The organism is Mycolicibacterium palauense (assembly GCF_002592005.1).
Lineage (GTDB): Bacteria > Actinomycetota > Actinomycetes > Mycobacteriales > Mycobacteriaceae > Mycobacterium > Mycobacterium palauense.
The window spans coordinates 1-17,084 of sequence record NZ_NVQF01000051.1 but is presented as its reverse complement, the minus strand read 5'-3'; the positions used below and the strand labels follow the sequence as shown (position 1 = coordinate 17,084).

17 protein-coding genes are annotated in these 17,084 nt (G+C 71.1%); 4 read left to right on the top strand and 13 right to left on the bottom strand.

Translation table 11 applies throughout. The features are described from left to right. Nucleotides 1–16: 16 nt before the first annotated feature. Together CSR00_RS18920 and CSR00_RS18915 are read right to left on the bottom strand one after the other, a co-directional pair. Nucleotides 17–784: a 3-hydroxyacyl-CoA dehydrogenase gene (locus tag CSR00_RS18920; RefSeq protein WP_099023965.1), complete on the bottom strand. Its 768-nt coding sequence runs from the start codon at nt 782–784 to the stop codon at nt 17–19. 66 nt (nt 785–850) lie between these two features. Then, the gene (locus CSR00_RS18915) at nt 851–1,936 is read right to left on the bottom strand and encodes a CaiB/BaiF CoA transferase family protein (protein WP_099023964.1); all 1,086 of its coding nucleotides are present in this window, start codon (nt 1,934–1,936) and stop codon (nt 851–853) included. Between the two features lie 113 nt (nt 1,937–2,049). Here CSR00_RS18915 and CSR00_RS18910 point away from each other — a divergent pair, with 113 nt between their 5' ends. Further along, the gene (locus tag CSR00_RS18910; protein ID WP_099023963.1) at nt 2,050–2,880 is read left to right on the top strand and encodes an enoyl-CoA hydratase; all 831 of its coding nucleotides are present in this window, start codon (nt 2,050–2,052) and stop codon (nt 2,878–2,880) included. Between the two features lie 79 nt (nt 2,881–2,959). After that, entirely contained in the window at nt 2,960–4,249 is a 1,290-nt protein-coding gene (gene tet(V), locus CSR00_RS18905; protein WP_099023962.1) for a tetracycline efflux MFS transporter Tet(V), read from the top strand. 19 nt (nt 4,250–4,268) lie between these two features. Here tet(V) and CSR00_RS18900 read toward each other — a convergent pair whose 3' ends face one another. From CSR00_RS18900 to CSR00_RS18890, 3 genes are read right to left on the bottom strand one after another with little or no spacing between them, the layout of a single operon-like run. Then, entirely contained in the window at nt 4,269–4,976 is a 708-nt protein-coding gene (locus CSR00_RS18900) for a CPBP family intramembrane glutamic endopeptidase (protein ID WP_176562143.1), read from the bottom strand. Further along, nucleotides 4,973–6,121, bottom strand: a complete 1,149-nt coding sequence (locus tag CSR00_RS18895; protein ID WP_099023961.1) for an NAD(P)H-binding protein — start codon at nt 6,119–6,121, stop codon at nt 4,973–4,975. The genes CSR00_RS18900 and CSR00_RS18895 overlap by 4 nt, the downstream gene beginning before the upstream one ends. A 57-nt stretch (nt 6,122–6,178) precedes the next feature. After that, the gene (locus CSR00_RS18890) at nt 6,179–6,703 is read right to left on the bottom strand and encodes a gamma carbonic anhydrase family protein (RefSeq protein ID WP_099023960.1); all 525 of its coding nucleotides are present in this window, start codon (nt 6,701–6,703) and stop codon (nt 6,179–6,181) included. A 233-nt stretch (nt 6,704–6,936) separates the two neighbouring features. Between CSR00_RS18890 and CSR00_RS18885 the strand changes: the two genes are divergently transcribed. Beyond that, a complete protein-coding gene (locus tag CSR00_RS18885; protein ID WP_099023959.1) occupies nt 6,937–7,743 on the top strand; it encodes a fasciclin domain-containing protein in 807 nt (268 codons plus the stop codon). Between the two features lie 20 nt (nt 7,744–7,763). Here the strand turns inward: CSR00_RS18885 and CSR00_RS18880 are convergent, their stop codons facing one another. Both CSR00_RS18880 and CSR00_RS18875 read right to left on the bottom strand, forming a co-directional pair. Continuing rightward, nucleotides 7,764–8,570, bottom strand: coding sequence for a crotonase/enoyl-CoA hydratase family protein (locus tag CSR00_RS18880; protein ID WP_099023958.1), 807 nt, complete (start codon nt 8,568–8,570; stop codon nt 7,764–7,766). Then, nucleotides 8,567–9,712, bottom strand: coding sequence for a thiolase family protein (locus CSR00_RS18875; protein ID WP_099023957.1), 1,146 nt, complete (start codon nt 9,710–9,712; stop codon nt 8,567–8,569). The genes CSR00_RS18880 and CSR00_RS18875 overlap by 4 nt, the downstream gene beginning before the upstream one ends. 90 nt (nt 9,713–9,802) lie before the next feature. Between CSR00_RS18875 and CSR00_RS18870 the strand changes: the two genes are divergently transcribed. After that, the gene (locus tag CSR00_RS18870; protein ID WP_099023956.1) at nt 9,803–10,483 is read left to right on the top strand and encodes an SDR family oxidoreductase; all 681 of its coding nucleotides are present in this window, start codon (nt 9,803–9,805) and stop codon (nt 10,481–10,483) included. 103 nt (nt 10,484–10,586) lie between these two features. Here CSR00_RS18870 and CSR00_RS18865 read toward each other — a convergent pair whose 3' ends face one another. From CSR00_RS18865 to CSR00_RS18840, 6 genes are all read right to left on the bottom strand, one after another. Then, nucleotides 10,587–12,347, bottom strand: coding sequence for a DUF3556 domain-containing protein (locus CSR00_RS18865; protein WP_099023990.1), 1,761 nt, complete (start codon nt 12,345–12,347; stop codon nt 10,587–10,589). A gap of 104 nt (nt 12,348–12,451) precedes the next feature. Continuing rightward, nucleotides 12,452–12,979, bottom strand: coding sequence for a DoxX family protein (locus tag CSR00_RS18860; protein WP_099023955.1), 528 nt, complete (start codon nt 12,977–12,979; stop codon nt 12,452–12,454). A gap of 52 nt (nt 12,980–13,031) precedes the next feature. Continuing rightward, nucleotides 13,032–14,243 (bottom strand): WS/DGAT/MGAT family O-acyltransferase, encoded by a 1,212-nt coding sequence (locus tag CSR00_RS18855; RefSeq protein WP_099023989.1) that lies wholly within the window; start codon nt 14,241–14,243, stop codon nt 13,032–13,034. Nucleotides 14,244–14,293: 50 nt separating this feature from the next. Continuing rightward, complete coding sequence (locus tag CSR00_RS18850) at nt 14,294–15,208, bottom strand: alpha/beta fold hydrolase (protein ID WP_099023954.1); 915 nt, start codon at nt 15,206–15,208, stop codon at nt 14,294–14,296. A gap of 4 nt (nt 15,209–15,212) precedes the next feature. Beyond that, complete coding sequence (locus CSR00_RS18845; RefSeq protein ID WP_328514736.1) at nt 15,213–16,076, bottom strand: Rv1363c family protein; 864 nt, start codon at nt 16,074–16,076, stop codon at nt 15,213–15,215. After that, entirely contained in the window at nt 16,076–16,951 is an 876-nt protein-coding gene (locus tag CSR00_RS18840; protein WP_099023953.1) for an Rv1363c family protein, read from the bottom strand. The genes CSR00_RS18845 and CSR00_RS18840 overlap by 1 nt, the downstream gene beginning before the upstream one ends. Nucleotides 16,952–17,084: the final 133 nt, after the last annotated feature.

Below are 17,084 nucleotides of genomic sequence, written 5' to 3'. Positions count from 1 at the left end.
CCTTTCTCGCCCGCCTCTACCGGGGCGCCATCCGGATCGCGCCGTCCAAGCGGATCACTTCGCCGTTGAGCATCGGGTTCTCGACGATGTGCACCGCAAGTGCACCGTACTCATCGGGATCGCCCAGGCGCGCGGGGTGGGGCACCTGCTGGCCCAGGGACTTCTGCGCCTCCTCGGGCAGGGAGCCCAGCAGCGGGGTCTTGAACAGGCCCGGGGCGATGGTGCAGACACGGATCAGGTCCCGGGACAGATCCCGGGCGATCGGCAGGGTCATGCCCACCACGCCGCCCTTGGAGGCCGAGTAGGCGGCCTGGCCGATCTGACCGTCGAAGGCGGCCACCGAGGCGGTGTTGACGATGACGCCGCGCTCCGCGGAGCCCTTTCCGTCGTCGAGCGCGTCGGTCTTGGCGATCCGCTCGGCGGCCAGGCGCAACACGTTGAACGTGCCGATCAGGTTGACCTGGACCACCTTGTTGAACTCGTCGAGCGGGAACGCGCCGTTCTTCGACAGCGTCTTGATGGCGTTGCCGATACCGGCGCAGTTGACGTTGATGCGCAGCGGCCCCATCTCCTCGGCGAGGTCGAGTGCGGCCGCGACCGACTCCGGATCGGTGACGTTGGCCTCGGCGAACTTGGCGCGAGCACCCAGTTCGTCGACGACGTCCTTGCCCTTGAGGTCGATCACCACGACCGACGCGCCCCGGTCGAGCAGCCGTTTGGTGGTCGCCAGGCCCAGGCCCGATGCACCGCCGGTGACGACCGCTACCGCGTCCTTGATCTCCACGTGCCGATTATCCTCTCGCTCTACCTACTGGTTGGTCGGGAACTATACCGGTGGGGTGTACCCCGGCTATGCCCAGTCCCGCAGGACCGCCTCGGTGTCGGAACCGGGCACCCGCGGGGGTGTCGGGGTGTCGGGCGCGCTCCGGGAGAACCGCGGCGCCGGGCGCGGCTGCAGGCCGTCGGTGCCCGCGTCGTAGAAGGTGTCGCGCTCGGCGATGTGCGGCTCGTCGAGCACCTCGCCGAACGCGAGCACCGGCGTCACGCAGGCATCGGAGGTGGCGAACACCCGCGCCCAGTGGTCCCGGTCGTGCTCGGCGAACGCGTCGGCGAACACCCGCTTGAGTTCGGGCCAGGCGGCCCTGTCGTTCTGGTCGGGCAGCTCGGCGGGATCCAGGCCGAGCCCGTCCAGCATGGCGGCGTAGAACTGCGGCTCGATGGGGCCCACCGCCACGTAGCGGCCGTCGGCGCACTCGTAGGTGTCGTAGTAGGGGGCGCCGGTGTCGAGCATGTTGACCCCGCGCTCGTCCGACCACATACCGCTGGCCCGAAACGCCCACATCATCTGCATCAGCACGCTGGACCCGTCGACCATCGCCGCGTCGACGACCTGACCCCGCCCGGAGGTCTGCCGCTCGTAGAGCGCGGAGAGGATGCCCACCAGGAGGAACATCGAGCCGCCGCCGAAGTCGCCGGCCAGGTTCAGCGGGGGTACCGGCCGCTCCCCCTTGCGCCCGATCGCGTGCAGCACGCCGTTCAGCGAGATGTAGTTGATGTCGTGGCCGGCCTGCAGCGCCCGCGGCCCGTCCTGACCCCAGCCGGTCATGCGCCCGTAGATGAGCCGCTCGTTGACCCTGGCGCAGTCCTCGGGCCCCAGCCCCAGGCGTTCGGTCACCCCGGGGCGGAACCCCTCGATCAGCACGTCGGCCTTGGCGATCAGCCGGAGCACCAGGTCGCGGCCCTCCTCGGACTTGAGGTCGGCGGCCACCGAACGGCGGTTGCGCAGCATCGCGTCCCGGACCGGGTTGGCGCTCTTGGCCGGGCGCTCCACGCGCACGACGTCGGCGCCGAGGTCACCCAGGATCATCGCCGCGTGCGGACCCGGGCCGATACCGGCCAACTCGACGACGCGTAGTCCCTGCAGCGGTCCGGGCATGGTTGCCTACCTCTCCTGTGAGCCTGCGATGTGATCAAATCCTCTCAACTCGCGCCAACCAACCGGAGGGTGGGGTCGGTTAGCGCGGTGCGGGCTTTTCTATGGTGTCTGCCATGAGCACATCGGAGACCCCCGACTCGACCGGCGGCGATGCCTCGCCCGCAGGGCTGACCGACGGGCTGCTGGTCGACCTGTCCGACGGGCTGCTCACGGTGACCCTGAACCGACCGGAGAGCCTGAACTCGCTGACCGCCCCGATGCTGACGGGCCTGGCCGACGTGCTGGAGCGCGCGGCCACGGATCCGCGGGTGCGGGTGGTGCGACTCGGCGGCGCCGGCCGCGGCTTCAGTTCCGGGGCCGGCATCGGGGCCGGCGCCGCGGGCGGGGCCGCCGATCCGGTCGACACCCTGCACGCGGCCAACCGCGCGGTGCGGGCGATCGTCGCCCTGCCGCGGCCGGTGGTGGCCGCCGTGCACGGCCCGGCCGCCGGCGTCGGGGTGTCGCTGGCGCTGGCCTGCGATCTGGTGCTGGCCTCGGACAAGGCGTTCTTCATGTTGGCGTTCACCAAGATCGGCCTGATGCCCGACGGCGGGGCCTCGGCCCTGGTGGCCGCGGCGGTCGGCCGTGCCCGCGCCATGCGGATGGCACTGCTGGCCGAACGTGTCTCGGCCGCCGAGGCCCTGGACTGGGGCCTGGTGAGCGCGGTGTATCCGGCCGAGCGCTTCGACGCCGAGGTCGCCGCCGTGCTCGGCGGCCTCACCGCGGGACCGGTGCGCTCGCTGACCAACACCAAGCGTGCCGTCAACGCGGCCACCCTCACCGAGTTCGAGGCCGCGTTGGCGCGCGAGACCGAGGGGCAGACCGACCTGTTGTCGGCCAACGACTTCCGCGAGGGCATTCGGGCGTTCCAGGAGCGACGCACCCCCACCTTCGGCGACACCTGAGCCCGCCCGCCCACACCGCCCGGCGACGCGGCTGAAAATCGTTGGACGCCAACGTGCCAGCCCGGCGACCATCGTGGGTATGCACACGCATCTCGACGGGCAGCCGGACGCGGAGGACGACCGCGCCGCCGGCTGGCGCGTGCTCGCCCCGTTCCGGTTCCGCGAGTACCGGCTGCTGATCACCGCGGTGGCCGTCTCCGTCTTCGCCGAGGGCATGTGGACGGTCACGATGGCCCTGCAGGTGATCAGTCTGAACAACGACCCCGCGGCGCTGTCGCTGGTGGCGACCTGCCTGAGTGTCGGCCTGGTGGCGTTCGTCCTGGTGGGCGGCATCACCGCCGACCGGCTCGGGCAGCGGGGCATCATCCTGGCGGTGGAGGCGGTGAACGTCGCGGCCGTCGCGTCGGTGGCCCTGCTGGGGCTGACCGACCGCCTGCAGGTCTGGCACGTGGCGGTGGCCGCGACCGTGCTGGGGATCGCCGCGGCGTTCTTCTTCCCGGCCTACAGCGCCTACCTTCCGCGTATCCTGCCCGCCGGACATCTGTTGGCCGCCAACGGAGTCGAGGGTGTGATGCGCCCGGTGCTGCAACGGGCCACCGGCCCGGCCGCTGCCGGCATGCTCGTCGGCCTCACCATCCCGACGCTGGGGACGGTGACGGTGGCCGGGCTCTTCGCCGTGGCGCTGGTCCTGCTGGTGGCCACCCGCGGAGTCCGCGGTCCCGCCGACGACGCACCCCCGCACCGGCCGCATCCGTTGGCCGACCTGCGCGACGGTTTCCTGTTCATGGTGCGTACGCCGTGGCTGCTGTGGACGCTGCTGTTCGCCAGCCTGTTCGTGCTGGTGCTGCTGGGGCCGATGGAGGTGCTGTTGTCCTTCCTCACCGCGGCGCGCTTCGACCACGGCGCCCGGGTCTTCGGGTTCGTGCTGGCGGCCTTCGGTTTCGGCGGAGCGATCGGCGCACTGGCGGTGTCGTCGGGACGGCTGCCGCGCCGCTACCTGACGGTGATGCTGGTGATGTGGGGCGCCGGCGCGCTGCCCCTGGTGGTGATCGGCTGGACGCACTCGTTCGTGCTGATGCTCGTCGCCGGCTTCGCCGTCGGCGTGACCGACGGCGCCGCTTCGGTCATCTGGGGAACGCTGCTGCAGCGCCGGGTGCCGCCGGCCATGCTGGGGCGCATCTCCAGCCTGGATTTCTTTGTCTCACTGGTGTTCCTGCCGGTGTCGATGGCGATCGCCGGGCCGTTGTCCAAGGTGGTGTCCATCCAGGCGATCTTCACCGTCGCCGGCGTGGTTCCGGTGGCGCTGGCGGGGATCGCGGTACTGGCCGCGCGGATGCCGCGCGACGAGATCGCCCATCCACTGCGGTAGCCGCACGCGTCGGGGCACCCTAGACGCCGAACACCGGCGGCAGCACCAGCACCATGATCAGCCCCCACACCAGGTGGGTCAGCACCGGTGCCAGCACGCCGCCGGTGGCCCGGCGCTCCAGGGCGCACACCGTGCCGAGGATGATCGCGGCGAACCCCAGCATCGGGTTGCCGGTGGCGGTGGTCGTCACGACGTACAGCAGCGTCGAGATCAGCGCCGGGTGATGGTCCTGCAGCGCGCTGTAGAGGGCCCCACGGAAGAACAACTCCTCGGCGACACCGTTGACCAGGGTGATCACCACCACCAACGGCAGGCTGCCCTGGGTGGCGAACACCAGGACCCGGGTGACGGGCTCGACCAGCGGGTCGATCTCCCGCACGATCAGCCCACCCACCACGAACACCAGCCCCAGCGCCAGTCCGATCAGGGCACCGGAGACCACGGGCCGCAGGCGCCGGCCCCGCCAGTCGATGCTGCCCAGGTGCAGCGGGCCCGAGACGAACGCGCCGAGGGCCCACACCGCGGCCAGGGCGAAGGTGAGCCAGTAGAAGCTGGGATCGCCCGGTGAGCGGGTGAGCGACACCCCGAGCAGAACCGCCCCCAGCACCAGGACGACCGCCACCGTCACCCGGCGGCGGCGCACCACCGGGCGCGGCTCCGGGCGATGGGCCGCGACGTTGGTGAGCACCGCGACGACCTCGTCGCGCAGGCCGGTCGGCTCGGTCACGGGCCGTGCACCCTCGGCAACAGCGACACGGCGGCGTCCAGGCCGGTGCGCACCACCCCGGCGACCGGCTTGGGCAGCAGGGAGAACATCCGCAACGCCGGGCCGGCCGCCGCGGGCACCAGCGAGTCGGCCACCCGCTGGATCCGCAGCACGTCCCCGCCGGCCCACGTCGCATCGGTGTCGGCGAGGTGGTGCGCATCGGTGAGCAGGTGCACCGGGGCCGGACGCTCGTCGCACAACGAGGCCGTGATCGCCTCGTCGAGGGTGGTGAGGCCGCCGGGCGGATCGGGCACCAGATCGCGCAGCCGGCGGTCGGAGGCCCGCATCGGGTGGTCCAGGGAGGACACCAGGTCGGCGGCGAGCCCGCCGGGCACGGGCAGCATCACGGCGCTGAGCCGGGAGAACACCGAGGTGTCGACGCCGCGGACGGGCAGGCCGGTCTGCCACCGCCCCGCCAGGCGCGCGTAGCGGGTCAGCAGGTCGCCGTAGGTGGTGGTTTCGGGCCCGGTGATGTCGTAGGAGCCGGCCGGCACGGCGTCGGGGTCCGCGGCGGCGACCAGGTAGTAGAGGACGTCGCGGATGGAGATGGGGTCCATCGCGTTGGCGGCCCAGCGCGGCTTGGGTACCAGCGGAAACCGGTCCCCGACGTAGCGCAGCATCTCGAACGACGTCGAGCCCGCGCCGATGATCATCGCCGCGCCCAGCCAGACCACCTCGGGGCCGCCCTCGACGCGCAGCGCCCCGGCGACCTCGGCCCGACCGGCCAGGTGCTCGGAGAGGTCCGGCTCGGCGGGCACGAATCCGCCGAGGTAGACGATGCGCGCCACCCCGGCGTCGCGGGCCGCGGCCGCCAGGTCGGCCGCCGCGGCGTTGTCGCGGTCCCGGAAGCCCGGCTCACCGATCCCGTGCACCAGGTAGTACACGACGTCGATGCGGCCGGCCGTGGCGAACGCCGCGGGCGCCGAGTCCGGGTCGTTGACGTCCAGTGCGACGGGACGCACCGCGTCGAACCAGCCGAATCGGGCGAGTTTCTCCGGGTTGCGGCTCGTGACGACGACGTCGTGTCCGCGGGCCAGCAGGGCCGTGACCAGCCTCGAGCCGACATAGCCGGTGGCCCCGGTGACCAGGATGCGCTTCGGTTTCACCGTAGGGGGTTACCCGCGGGGGCGGGATTTGGCTCGGGTGCGGTCGCCAAATGTGCTCTACGACACAGCGTTGCGGTGGACGTCGATGAGGTGCTGGTACACGACGGCGTTGTGCCGGTTCCCGGTGACCTCGTCGTCGAGGAGCTCGCGACGGATCCGGCCCGGGACCCCGGCGACCAGGGAGCGCGGCGGCACGTCCATCCCCTGCGGCACCACCGCACCGGCCGCGACCAGCGAGCCCGCCCCGATGCGTGCGCCGTTGAGCACCACGGCGCCCATCCCGATGAGGACGCCGTCGCCGATGGTGCACCCGTGCAGCACCGCGTTGTGCCCGACGGTGACGTCGGTCCCGACGGCGACGGGGAAGCCCGGGTCGCAGTGCACGGTGCAGCCGTCCTGGATGTTGGATCCGGCGCCGATCTCGATGGGCTCGGCCTCGGCCCGCAGTGTCGCCGAGTACCACACACTGGCCTTGGCGCCGAGGCTGATGGGACCGATGAGACTGGCATTGGGCGCCACCCACGCGTCGGGATGCAGTTGGGGGCCGCGCCCCTGCACGGATAGCAGCAGTGGCTCAGGCATGGCCGTCATCGTAGAGCCGCCGGGGCACGTTGCGGCGCGGCACCGCGCGAATCACCCGGAATCGTCGCGCACGGGGACGCCCTGATCAGGGGTTTTTGAAAGCCGGAGCAGCTCCCCCGTACGATTTGCGATGGCTTGACCCGTTCGACGTGCGGCGTCTCGCCGACCGGATGACGCATTTTGCGGGTGACGGCCGACGACGGCCCGACGAGAACGAGGCGAGAGGAGCCGATGTGACGATCCGCACGAAGACCCTAGGGGCCGCCGCGGCGGTGGCCGCGATCGCCCTCTCCATTCCCACGGCGATCAACGCCTACGCCGACGATCCGACCCCCCTGCCGGTCCCGGTGGCCGATGTGCCCGATCCGCAGGGCCCCGGCTGTGACGCCTACAAGGAGCAGGTGCCCTCGGGGGCGGGTTCCTTCAAGGGGATGGCCCAGCAGACCGCGTCGGCGGCCATCGCCAGCAACCCCGATCTGAGCACCTTCAGCGCCGCGCTGTCCGGGCAGCTCAACCCGGAGGTGAACCTGGTCGGCGTGCTCGACGGCGGCCCCTACAACGTGTTCGCCCCCACTGACGCCGCGTTCGCCAAGCTGGAGCCCGCCGAGCTGGCGGCACTGAAGAGCAACGCCGCCGAGCTGACCGACGTGCTGTACTACCACATGGCGCTGGGCTATCTGGGCCCCGACGACATCCACGGCAAGCTGACCTCGCAGCAGGGCGCTCAGCTCACCGTCACCGGCAAGGGCGGCGACATCAAGGTCGACGACGTGGCCAAGGTCGTGTGCGGCGGCATCACCGCCCGCGGCGCCAAGATCTACATGATCGACACGGTGCTCAACCCCGCCGACGCGCTGCCGGGCGACGCGACGACGACCACGTCGCCGACCGAGACCACCTCGGAGACCACCTCGGAGACCACCGAGACCGCTCCCGCCGAGGCTGCTCCCGAGGAGACCTCGACGCCGCCGGTCACCGCGACCACCCCCGGCGAGGCCGAGGCCCCGCAGGCCACCCCGACCGAAGCGGCCACCGGGTAGACGGGGCCTACCGTGCCCGCCTACCGCGCCCGCCAGACCGGCTGACGCTTCTCGGCGAAGGCCCGCGGCCCCTCCTTGGCGTCCTCGGAACGCAGCAGCGCCACGATCTCCCGGTTGGTGCGGTCCCAGCCCGGATCGTCGCCGGGCACCACGCCGCCGTCGGCCCCGTAGGCGACCCGCTTGCTGGCCTGCACCGCCAGCGGGGCGTTGGCGGTGATGACCTCGGCCAGCTCCAGGGCCTCGCCGAGGACCGTGCCGTCGGCGACCACCCGGTTGATCAGCCCCCAACGCAGCGCGTCGGCCGCGGTCATCGGTTCGCCGGTGAGCATCAGCTCCAGACCGACCTTGCGGGGCAGCTGGTCGACGATGCGGAACACCCCGCCGGCCGCGGCGAGCAGCCCGCGCTTGACCTCCGGCAGCCCGAACTGGGCACGTTCCTCGGCGACGACGAGATCGCTGGCCAGTGCCAGTTCGGTGCCGCCGCCCAGCGCCGTGCCGTTGACCGCCGCGATCGTCGGCTTGTCGATGAAGTGGCGCACATAGCCGGCGAACCCCCACTCCGGGTGCTCCGGGTGGAAGAGGTTCTCGCGCCGGGCGATGGCCTTGAGATCGGCACCGGCACAAAAGGACCGGTCGCCGGCCCCGGTGAGTACCACGGCACGCACCTCGGGGTCGTCCTGCGCCTGCTGCAGCGCGTCACCCAGCGCCGTGGACACCGCGGCGTTGACCGCGTTGCGGGCCTCGGGCCGGTTGATCGTGATGATCAGGACGTTGGCCCGCCGCTCGGTGAGAGCGGCGGGCCCGGCCGACGGGTCGGCCGTCGTCACAGCAGTTCGAGGATGGTCGCGTTGGCCTGGCCACCGCCCTCGCACATGGTCTGCAGACCGTACTGAATCCCCTTGTCACGCATGTGATAAAGCAGCGTGGTCATGATCCGGGCCCCGGAACCGCCGAGCGGGTGACCCAGCGCGATGGCCCCGCCGTTGGGGTTGAGCTTCTTCTCGTCGGCGCCGATCTCCTTGAGCCAGGCCATCGGCACGGGGGCGAAGGCCTCGTTGACCTCGAACACCCCGATGTCGTCGAGGCTCAGACCGGACTTGGCCAGGGCCTTCTGGGTGGCCGGAATGGGGGCCGAAAGCATCATCACCGGATCGGCACCGGCCAGCGTGGCGGTGTGCACGCGGGCGATCGGCTTGAGTCCCAACGAGTTCGCCTTCTCCGCCGACATGAACAGCAGCGCCGCCGAGCCGTCGGAGATCTGCGAGGAGTTGCCGGCGTGGATCACGCCGTCCTCCTTGAACGCCGGCTTGAGCCCGGCCATGGACTCCACCGTGCCACCGCGACGGATGCCCTCGTCCTTGAGCACGGGGTTGCCGTCCTGGTCGGTGATGGCCGCGATCTGATCCTCGAAGGCGCCGGAATCCTGTGCGGCGGCGGCCTTCTCGTGTGAGGCCAGGGAGAACTCGTCGAGTGCGGTGCGCGACAGCTCCCACTTGGTGGCCATCATCTCCGCGCCGATGCCCTGGTTGGGGGTCCTGTCGTAGCGGGCCTTGAACGCCGGCGGATACGGGTTGCCGCCGTTGGCCAGCGAGGAGCCCATCGGTGTGCGCGACATCGACTCGACACCGCCGGCCACCACGACGTCGTAGTGCCCGGCGATCACGCCGGCCGCGGCGAAGTTCACCGACTGCTGGCTGGAGCCGCACTGGCGGTCCACGGTCACCCCGGGCACGGTCTCGGGCCAGTCGGCGGTGAGCAGCGCGGTGCGGGCGATGTCGAGGGCCTGCTCACCGGCCTGCATGACGCATCCCCAGATGACGTCGTCGACCAGCCCGGGGTCCACCCCGGCCCGTCCGACCAGGGCGTTGAGCACCTGGGCCGACAGCTCGGCCGGATGCACCCCCGACAGTCCGCCGTTGCGCTTTCCGACGGGTGACCGCACCGCCTCGACAATCACGGCTTCAGCCATCGACCTCTCCTCTCAACTAATCAGTTGGTTGATCAGTTGTTCTTAGCACGGCCTCCGACGGGCCCACCCCGCAGGCCTACCCTGGAACCGATGTCCCCCTCCACGATCGTCCTCATCGGCGGGCACGGCAAGGTCGCACTGTCCCTGTCCCGCATTCTGTCCGACCGCGGCGTGACGGTCACCTCCGTGTTCCGCAACCCCGACCACGCCGACGAGGTCGCCGCGACCGGCGCATGCCCCGTCGTCGCCGACATCGAGACCCTCGACACCGCGGCGCTGGCCGAGATCGTCGGGGGTCACGACGCCGTGGTGTTCTCCGCCGGCGCGGGCGGCGGCAACCCGGCACGCACCTACGCCGTCGACCGCGACGCCGCGATCCGCGTCATCGACGCCGCCGGCCGGGCCCGGGTGCCGCGGTTCGTCATGGTGTCCTACTTCGGCGCCGGCCCACGGCACGGGGTGGACCCGTCCGACTCGTTCTTCCACTACGCCGAGGCCAAGGCCGCCGCCGACGAGCACCTACGTGCCAGCGATCTGCAGTGGACGGTGCTGGGCCCCAGCCGGCTGACCCTGGAGCCGGCGACCGGTCGGATCGACATCGCCGGCGCGGCGGGCTCCCCCGGGGGCGCCAAGGGCGAGGTGTCGCGGGAGAACGTGGCGCTGGTGATCGCCGCGGCACTCTCCGACGACGGCACCATCGGGCGCACCATCGAGTTCAACGACGGCGACACCCCGGTCGCCGAGGCGCTGAAAGCCTCTCCCGGCCGCTGACCCCCGCGCGAGCGCGCAACCAGGTACGGCCGGCGGGCCCGTCGGCGTACCTCAGTGAGCGCTCGCCCCGGAGGAGGGAGCCCCGCGTCGGTGCGCACCGGCCTCACGGGTTGGGGCGCGGCCGTGCGCCGGGATCCATTGCGGCACTGTGCTCGACGTGGACGGGCACGGTGTCGTCCCAGGGCTGGCGGGTGACCATGTCGGCCACCAGGACATACCCGCTCTCGAACTCGCCGGTGGCCGCGTCGACGAGCCGGTAGCGCTGCCGCTGCCGGTGGATGGGCTGCGCATCGAGGATCACCACCCGCACCTCGCCCGGCTCGAAGTGGCACCGCTGCTGAAGTGCCTCGATGAGCTGCTCGTTGGACATGTGACCGTCACCGAAGTTCCAGCCGATCGCGGTGGACACGATGCGCTCCCCGTCGGTCAGGGTGTAGTCGTCCTCGTCGTGGCCCGCCATCGCCCGGTGCGCCAGCGTGAACAGCGCCCGGCCGTGGGTGTTGAAGGAGCGGAACGCATACCCCATGTAGAGCGGGATCTGGGCGGCCTCCTCGCTGCCGTAGAAGCGCTCCAGCTGGGCCGCGGGCATGCTGGCGATCGCAACGACACCCTCGGCGATCTTCCGGTCGGCCGACGGCGTGACACACCACAGCGAGGTGTCCCAGTTGCCGGCGTAGTAGCGCATACCGGGCAGGAAGGACACCTTGCGCGGGAACAGGTTTCCCAGGGCGACGGTGGCGGCCAGCACGACGAACAGCAGGATCGGCAGCGGCGTCTGCAGATCGGACAGGCCGACACCGGCGTGCCCGACGAACAGCGCCAGCACCGAGAACATCATGAACACGTTCCACTCCAGGGGCACTCCCATCGGGATGGCCGACAGGATGCCGAAGTGGAAGATCAGCATGATTCCCGCCGCCACCGCCGTCGGCCAGCCGCCGTGGGTGAAGAACAACACCAGCGGCACCAGCCCCTCCACCGCCGTGGAGAAGTGCGCCAGGACCCGCGACCACCGTCCGGGCCGCAGATCGTCGGGGAAGTGCTCGAAGAACCGGCGCTTGAGGAACCGCGGCCGCAGGATCGGGTTGTTGCTCATCATCGTCGAGATGACGAACGGGAAGTGCTTGTTGAGCTTGGAGGTGGCCGCACCCAGCCAGATCGCCAGGCACACCAGCTTCGCGGCGACGACGATGTCGGCGCCGGTGAACAGGAAGGCCACGGCGAACGAGGCGTAGACCTCCCCGCGGGCGGCCAGGAAGATCACCTTGTCGCGCAGACCGAGCACCGCCAGCACACCCAGGATCGCCCAGATCTGCCAGGCCGGCAGCACCCCGACCTCGGTGCCCAACGCCGGGATCGGCCCGGTGCCGTCGGAGGACAACGCGACCACCAGCAGCACCAGCAGCGCGGCGTAGAGCGCGGCGTCCACCGGGGTGCGCACGGTTCCCCTGGTCAGCGGTATCCGGCCGGGCCACGGCGGCAGCCGGATGGTGCCCGGACGCAGCCAGTACAGGATCGACCCCATGGGCGGGAAGAACCGGTTGTTCAGCGGGCCGAATCCGCAGCCGAACCCGACCACCTCGAACAGCATGGTGTAGAGCACGACCTTCTCGAACACGATGGGCTCGGCGTACCAGGAGCCCACGTCGGTGAAGCCGTCGATCCCGGTGGTGCTCAGCGCGACCAGCCAGGCGCCCAGAACGTAGAGCCCGATCTTCAGGACATAGAACAGGTGCAGCGCCACCGGGGTGCCGAAGCCGACCTCGGCCCAGTGCCGGGCCATCGGAACGATCTTCTGGGCGCGGGTGCCCTTACTCCATTCCTCGAAGTCGATCACGGGTACCTGCTGTTTGAGAAACCCCATGGCGAACACACTAGAACGTGTTCTAGTTCTGCGGTTGCGGTTCCGCGCGGAGGTTCGGGCGGGTTCGGCCCGTCCCGTCAGATCGGTGCGTCAGGGCCGGTGCGTCAGGCTTTGGCCGGCGGCCGGAAGAAGATCACCAGCTGACCGACGCCACCGGCCAGGCCCAGCGCCACCGCGATGACGAATCCCCACCAGCCGTGCAGCAGGTCGTAGAAGCCGGTGCCGCTGAACAACGCGTAGTCCAGGCTGTAGCGCCCGGCCCCGGTGGCCGCCAGCGCGACCGCGGCCGCCGCCAGCACCAGGTTGTACTCCCAGCCCTCCTTGACGATGAAGAACCCGTTGGCGCGGTGCACGGTCCAGGCGGCCACGAGCATCAGCGCGACGAACCCGGCCGCCGGGACGGGCGTCAGCAGGCCGACGGCCAGCCCGAGGCCCGCGGCCATCTCGGTGGAGGCCGCGACCCGGGCGTGGAACATCCCGGGTTTCATGCCGATGCTGTCGAACCAGCCCGCGGTGCCGGGGATGCGGCCCCCGCCGAAGAACTTGTTGTAGCCGTGCGCGGCCATCGTCAATCCGAGGACCACGCGCAGCAGCAGCAGACCGAAATCGAGCGCCGAGTCGTATGCAGTCATGCAACAGAACTTAGGGCATCTGTCACGCGCGGCCAATGTGTGCGGTATTCGGTCACCGCGGCAGCTCGCGGTCGAGCAGGGCGACGTACTCGTCGATGTCGATCGCGGAGTCGGCGGCGTGCACGCTGACCGCCACGGTGTCGCCGATCCCGTGCACCCCGTGGGTCAGGCCCATCATCGGCGAGAGCGCCGGATAGCCGGCGGTCAACAGCACCGGCATCCCGTCGAGCCGCAGATCGGCCGCGCCACGGAACACGCTGGAGACCACGGTGTGTCCGGTGACCACCGGTGAGCGCGCCGACGCGTCGAACTGGCGCACCCCCCAGCGCAGCAGTGGCGCCGGGACGGCGGCGAACGAACGCCGGGCGGCGACGGCGGCCGGGTGCTCGGCGCGGGCTCGGGCGGCGGCCAGCTCGGCGGTGATCGCCGTGGCCGCCGCGGCCGCCGCCAGATCCGGGCGCAGAGCGACACCGACGTTGCCGAAGTGGTTGTGTGCCAGCCTGTTTCCCGGCTTGCGCATCGGCACCTCGGCCGCCAGCAACGTGGGGTCCGCACCGCGGGAGCGCAGGTAACGGCCGAGTGCCGCGCCGATGGCAACCAGGGCGGCCACGGTGACGGTGCCCGTCGCGGCGAGGGCGCTGCGCTGACGCACCAGGGTGCGGATCCGCCGTGTCCCGGCCGGGCGGGCGTTGGTGGCCAGCACCGGCCTGGGCGGCGGGGGCGACGGCAGCACTCCGGCCCCGATATCGCGCTGCAGCGCCCGGTGCGCGCGTGCGGCGGCGATCCCGCGCACCAGCAGGCTGCCCCGCCGGGCCCCGGGCACCGCGGCCACCGGCGCGTCGCGGCCGAACAACCAGCCGGCCAGGTCGGCGGTGCGGGTGCCGTCGGCGAGCGCGTGGGCGATCTGCAGCACCGCCACCGTCACCGGACCGTCGGCGCCGGGCGCCCCGGTCACCGGCGCGAACAGGTGCAGCCGCCAGGCCGCGGCGCGGGCGTCGACCTGGTCGTCGGCCAGTGCCGCAACGGCATCCAGGCAGTCGGTCCACTCCCGGGCCGCCCCGACGTGGGAGACGAACTGCCCGGCGCGCACCGGCGCCGTGACCCACGCCGGGTAGCGCAGCGCGCAGTCGTCGGCGATCCGCAGGCACAGCTCCGGGCAGCGCTCGGCACGGCTGCGCAGGCCCGCGAGCAGCTCGCTCGGATCGGCCGGCCGGCCGGCGAACGCGTAGAGCAGAAACTGGTCGTTGGGGATCTTCGCCGACATCCAGAAGGTCTGGGCGTCGACGGCGGCCAATCTGTTGGCGCCGGCCCCGATCACCGCTCCCGGCCGGCGAAGTCCACGACCAGTTCGGCGACCCTCTGCGGCTGCTCGAGCTGCAGGAAATGCCCGGCGTGTTCGACGATCGCGGTGCGACTGCCGTCCGGTAGCACCTTCTCGACCCAGTGGGTGAAGTCGGCGGTCATGCAGCCGTCGGCCTCGCCGTGCAGGTAGAGCAGCGGGCCGGCGGGCCGGGCCGCCGAGGTCCAGTACTCCTGCAGCGCCGCGTAGCGCTCGGGCGTGCGGGTGGGGCGCACCAGGGCGCGGTAGGGGCCCAGGGCGGCCCGCCATCGTTCGGGTGCGCCGATCGCCGCGTCGACGTGGCGGATGTCCTCGGCGGCCGGGTACCCCGGCGACCATCGGCGCCACAACAGCGGCACGATCCAGCGCGCGGAACGCTCGGGTAGGTAGGGCAACTGGAAGTAGAGGATGTACCAGCTGCGGAGCACCTGCGCCGGGATCCGCGCCATCAGCCGGCCCCGTTCGGCGTCCTTGCCCCCGACCCGAAGAGCGGCCGACAGCGGCACCGACATCACCGTCGTCGACCGGAACGGGTTGGCCGGCATCGCGGCGATGCCCGCGGCCGCGATCGCACCCCAGTCGTGACCGATCAGCAGGTCACGGTCCGACGGGCCGGCGGCCTCGCGCACCCGCAGCGCGTCGTCCATCAACGCGCCCACGTGGTAGCTGCCGTCGGCGGGCAGCGCCGAGGGCACGTAGCCACGCATGAACGGCGCGACCACCCGGTACCCGGCCTCGATGAGGTATGGCGCCAGCTTGCGCCACCCGTAGGCGGTGTCCGGGAAACCGTGCAGGCACAACGCCATCGGCGCGTCCGGGGGTCCCCAGGTCAGGGCGCGCAACTTGGCGGCCGGGGCATCGACCTCAAGCCATTGCGGTTCGCCAAACATCGGCTCAGATCGGGTCGAAACCCGAGACCAGCCAGCGGTCACCCACCTTGTCGAGGCTGACCTTGACGCTGGATGCGGTCGCGGTGGGCGCCCCTCCGCCGATGACGACCGTCTGGTTGACGAACACCAGCACCTCGGCGTGGTCGGCGTCGGCCGACATCGACGCCACCGCGGGTACCGTTGCGACGGCCGAGATCTGCTGCTCCTTGGCGCCGGGGATCACCACGTCCTGGACCAGCTGCGTGTAGTCGTTGCGGAAGTCCCCGGTCAGGAGGTCGCGGGCGGCGTTGAGGTCCTGCTCCACGGTTTCGGGCTTGTAGGACAGCATCTTGATGGTGCTGTCCTTGGCGACCTGCACGGTCTCCTCGCGGGCCGTCTGTGCGCCGCGGGCCGTGACGTCCTCCCATTTCAGGTATGCCGCCGCTCCGCCGAGTAGCAGGGCCAGCGCCGGCAGCAGCGCGAAGGCCACCACCTTGCCGAACAGCCCGGTGCGGCGCGCAGACTTGGCCTTCTCCTCGGCGCCCTCCCCGGCGGTCTCGCCGCCTTCGCCGTCCTCGGTGGTCTCGCCTTCGGCCTCAGCGGTCTCGCCTTCGGCCTCAGCGGTCTCGCCTTCGGCCTCAGCGGTCTCGCCTTCGGCTTCGGTGGTCTCGCCTTCGGCTTCGGTGGTCTCGCCTTCGGCTTTGGGGGTTTCCGCGCCGGCGTCCGTGCTCTGCTCGGCCGCCTCGGCGTCGGTGGTCTGATCGGTCTCGGTCTGATCGGTCTCGGTCTGGTCGGTCTTGGTTTCGTCGGTCTCCGCCGGCACTGCGGGTACTTCCTGTTCGCTGTCGGTGTCGGGCTGCTGGGATTCCTCGTTCGGTTTCGGGCTCATCACGGCACGAACTCGACGTTGGAGACCTTGACGTCATCGCCGACCTGCTTCACCGAGATCCGCATCCGCCACGCGCGCGGCGGCTGCTCGGGAGCGCCCGCGTTGGAGGTGTGCACGGTGACAGCGATGAGCACCTCGGCCTGGTCGCCCTGCTGAGGCTCCACCAGCCCCGCGGCGGTCACCTCACCGGTCGACTTGGACTGCGCCTGCTTGACGACCTCGATGAAAGGGTCCTTGCGATTGGAGAAATCGTCGTAGAAGGCGTCGGTGGCCGAATCCAGGATGCGGTTGACGTCCTCGTCGGCGTGCTCGAAGTCGATGGTCGTCAGGTTGATCGCGGCCTGGCGCCCCACCTGAAGGAACAGTGCCCGCTGCTGTTCGGCCTGGTAGGACTGATACGCCCGCCAGCCCACCCATCCGGCCAGTCCGCCCAGCGCGAGCACCACGATCAGGCCGACGGCCAGCGCCATCCGGACCGGGGAACGCGGGGCAGCCTCGGTGGCCTCAGCGGTTTCGGTGGCCTCGGCGGATGCTTCGCCCTCGTCACCGTCCCCCGAGGATTCCTGGCCGGTCCCCTCGCCATCGGCGGTGCCTGCGGCCTCGCCCGGGGACTCCGCCTCAGCAGACGCCGCCTCAGCAGACGCCGCCTCGACAGCCTCGGGCGACGCCGACTCCGCACCGGACTCGCCGGCGTCAGCGGTGACCTCGTCGGTGACCTCGTCGGTGACCTTGTCGCTGGCCTGTTCTTCGCCTTCGGTGGTGTCGGTGGTGTCGGTCTTCTTAGGCGATTCCGTTGACCCTTCGGGGGAGTGAGTCGAATCCTGTCCGGTCGACTCGGTCAGTTCCCCTTCGGGGGCAGCAGCATCGTCTGCCATGTTTGCTCCTCTGTGGCACTGCGGGCCAGGTTGGTTTGGGTGTAGACCTGCCCGTCAGGTCCAACGTACGTGCCGCTCGTCGGGTCGTATTCGGCGGCGGCCAGCGGCTTTCCCTTATTCACCTCTGACGCTG

Excerpts from the sequence above, each read along its gene's own strand:
- CSR00_RS18915 (WP_099023964.1), bottom strand. The coding sequence starts at position 1,936 with ATGCCCGGACCGCTGCAGGGACTACGCGTCGTCGAGTTGGCCGGTATC.
- CSR00_RS18910 (WP_099023963.1), top strand. The coding sequence starts at position 2,050 with ATGAGCACATCGGAGACCCCCGACTCGACCGGCGGCGATGCCTCGCCC.
- CSR00_RS18890 (WP_099023960.1), bottom strand. The coding sequence starts at position 6,703 with ATGCCTGAGCCACTGCTGCTATCCGTGCAGGGGCGCGGCCCCCAACTG.
- CSR00_RS18875 (WP_099023957.1), bottom strand. The coding sequence starts at position 9,712 with ATGGCTGAAGCCGTGATTGTCGAGGCGGTGCGGTCACCCGTCGGAAAG.
- CSR00_RS18870 (WP_099023956.1), top strand. The coding sequence starts at position 9,803 with ATGTCCCCCTCCACGATCGTCCTCATCGGCGGGCACGGCAAGGTCGCA.
- CSR00_RS18865 (WP_099023990.1), bottom strand. The coding sequence starts at position 12,347 with ATGGGGTTTCTCAAACAGCAGGTACCCGTGATCGACTTCGAGGAATGG.
- CSR00_RS18860 (WP_099023955.1), bottom strand. The coding sequence starts at position 12,979 with ATGACTGCATACGACTCGGCGCTCGATTTCGGTCTGCTGCTGCTGCGC.
- CSR00_RS18855 (WP_099023989.1), bottom strand. The coding sequence starts at position 14,243 with ATGTCGGCGAAGATCCCCAACGACCAGTTTCTGCTCTACGCGTTCGCC.
- CSR00_RS18850 (WP_099023954.1), bottom strand. The coding sequence starts at position 15,208 with ATGTTTGGCGAACCGCAATGGCTTGAGGTCGATGCCCCGGCCGCCAAG.
- CSR00_RS18845 (WP_328514736.1), bottom strand. The coding sequence starts at position 16,076 with ATGAGCCCGAAACCGAACGAGGAATCCCAGCAGCCCGACACCGACAGC.
- CSR00_RS18840 (WP_099023953.1), bottom strand. The coding sequence starts at position 16,951 with ATGGCAGACGATGCTGCTGCCCCCGAAGGGGAACTGACCGAGTCGACC.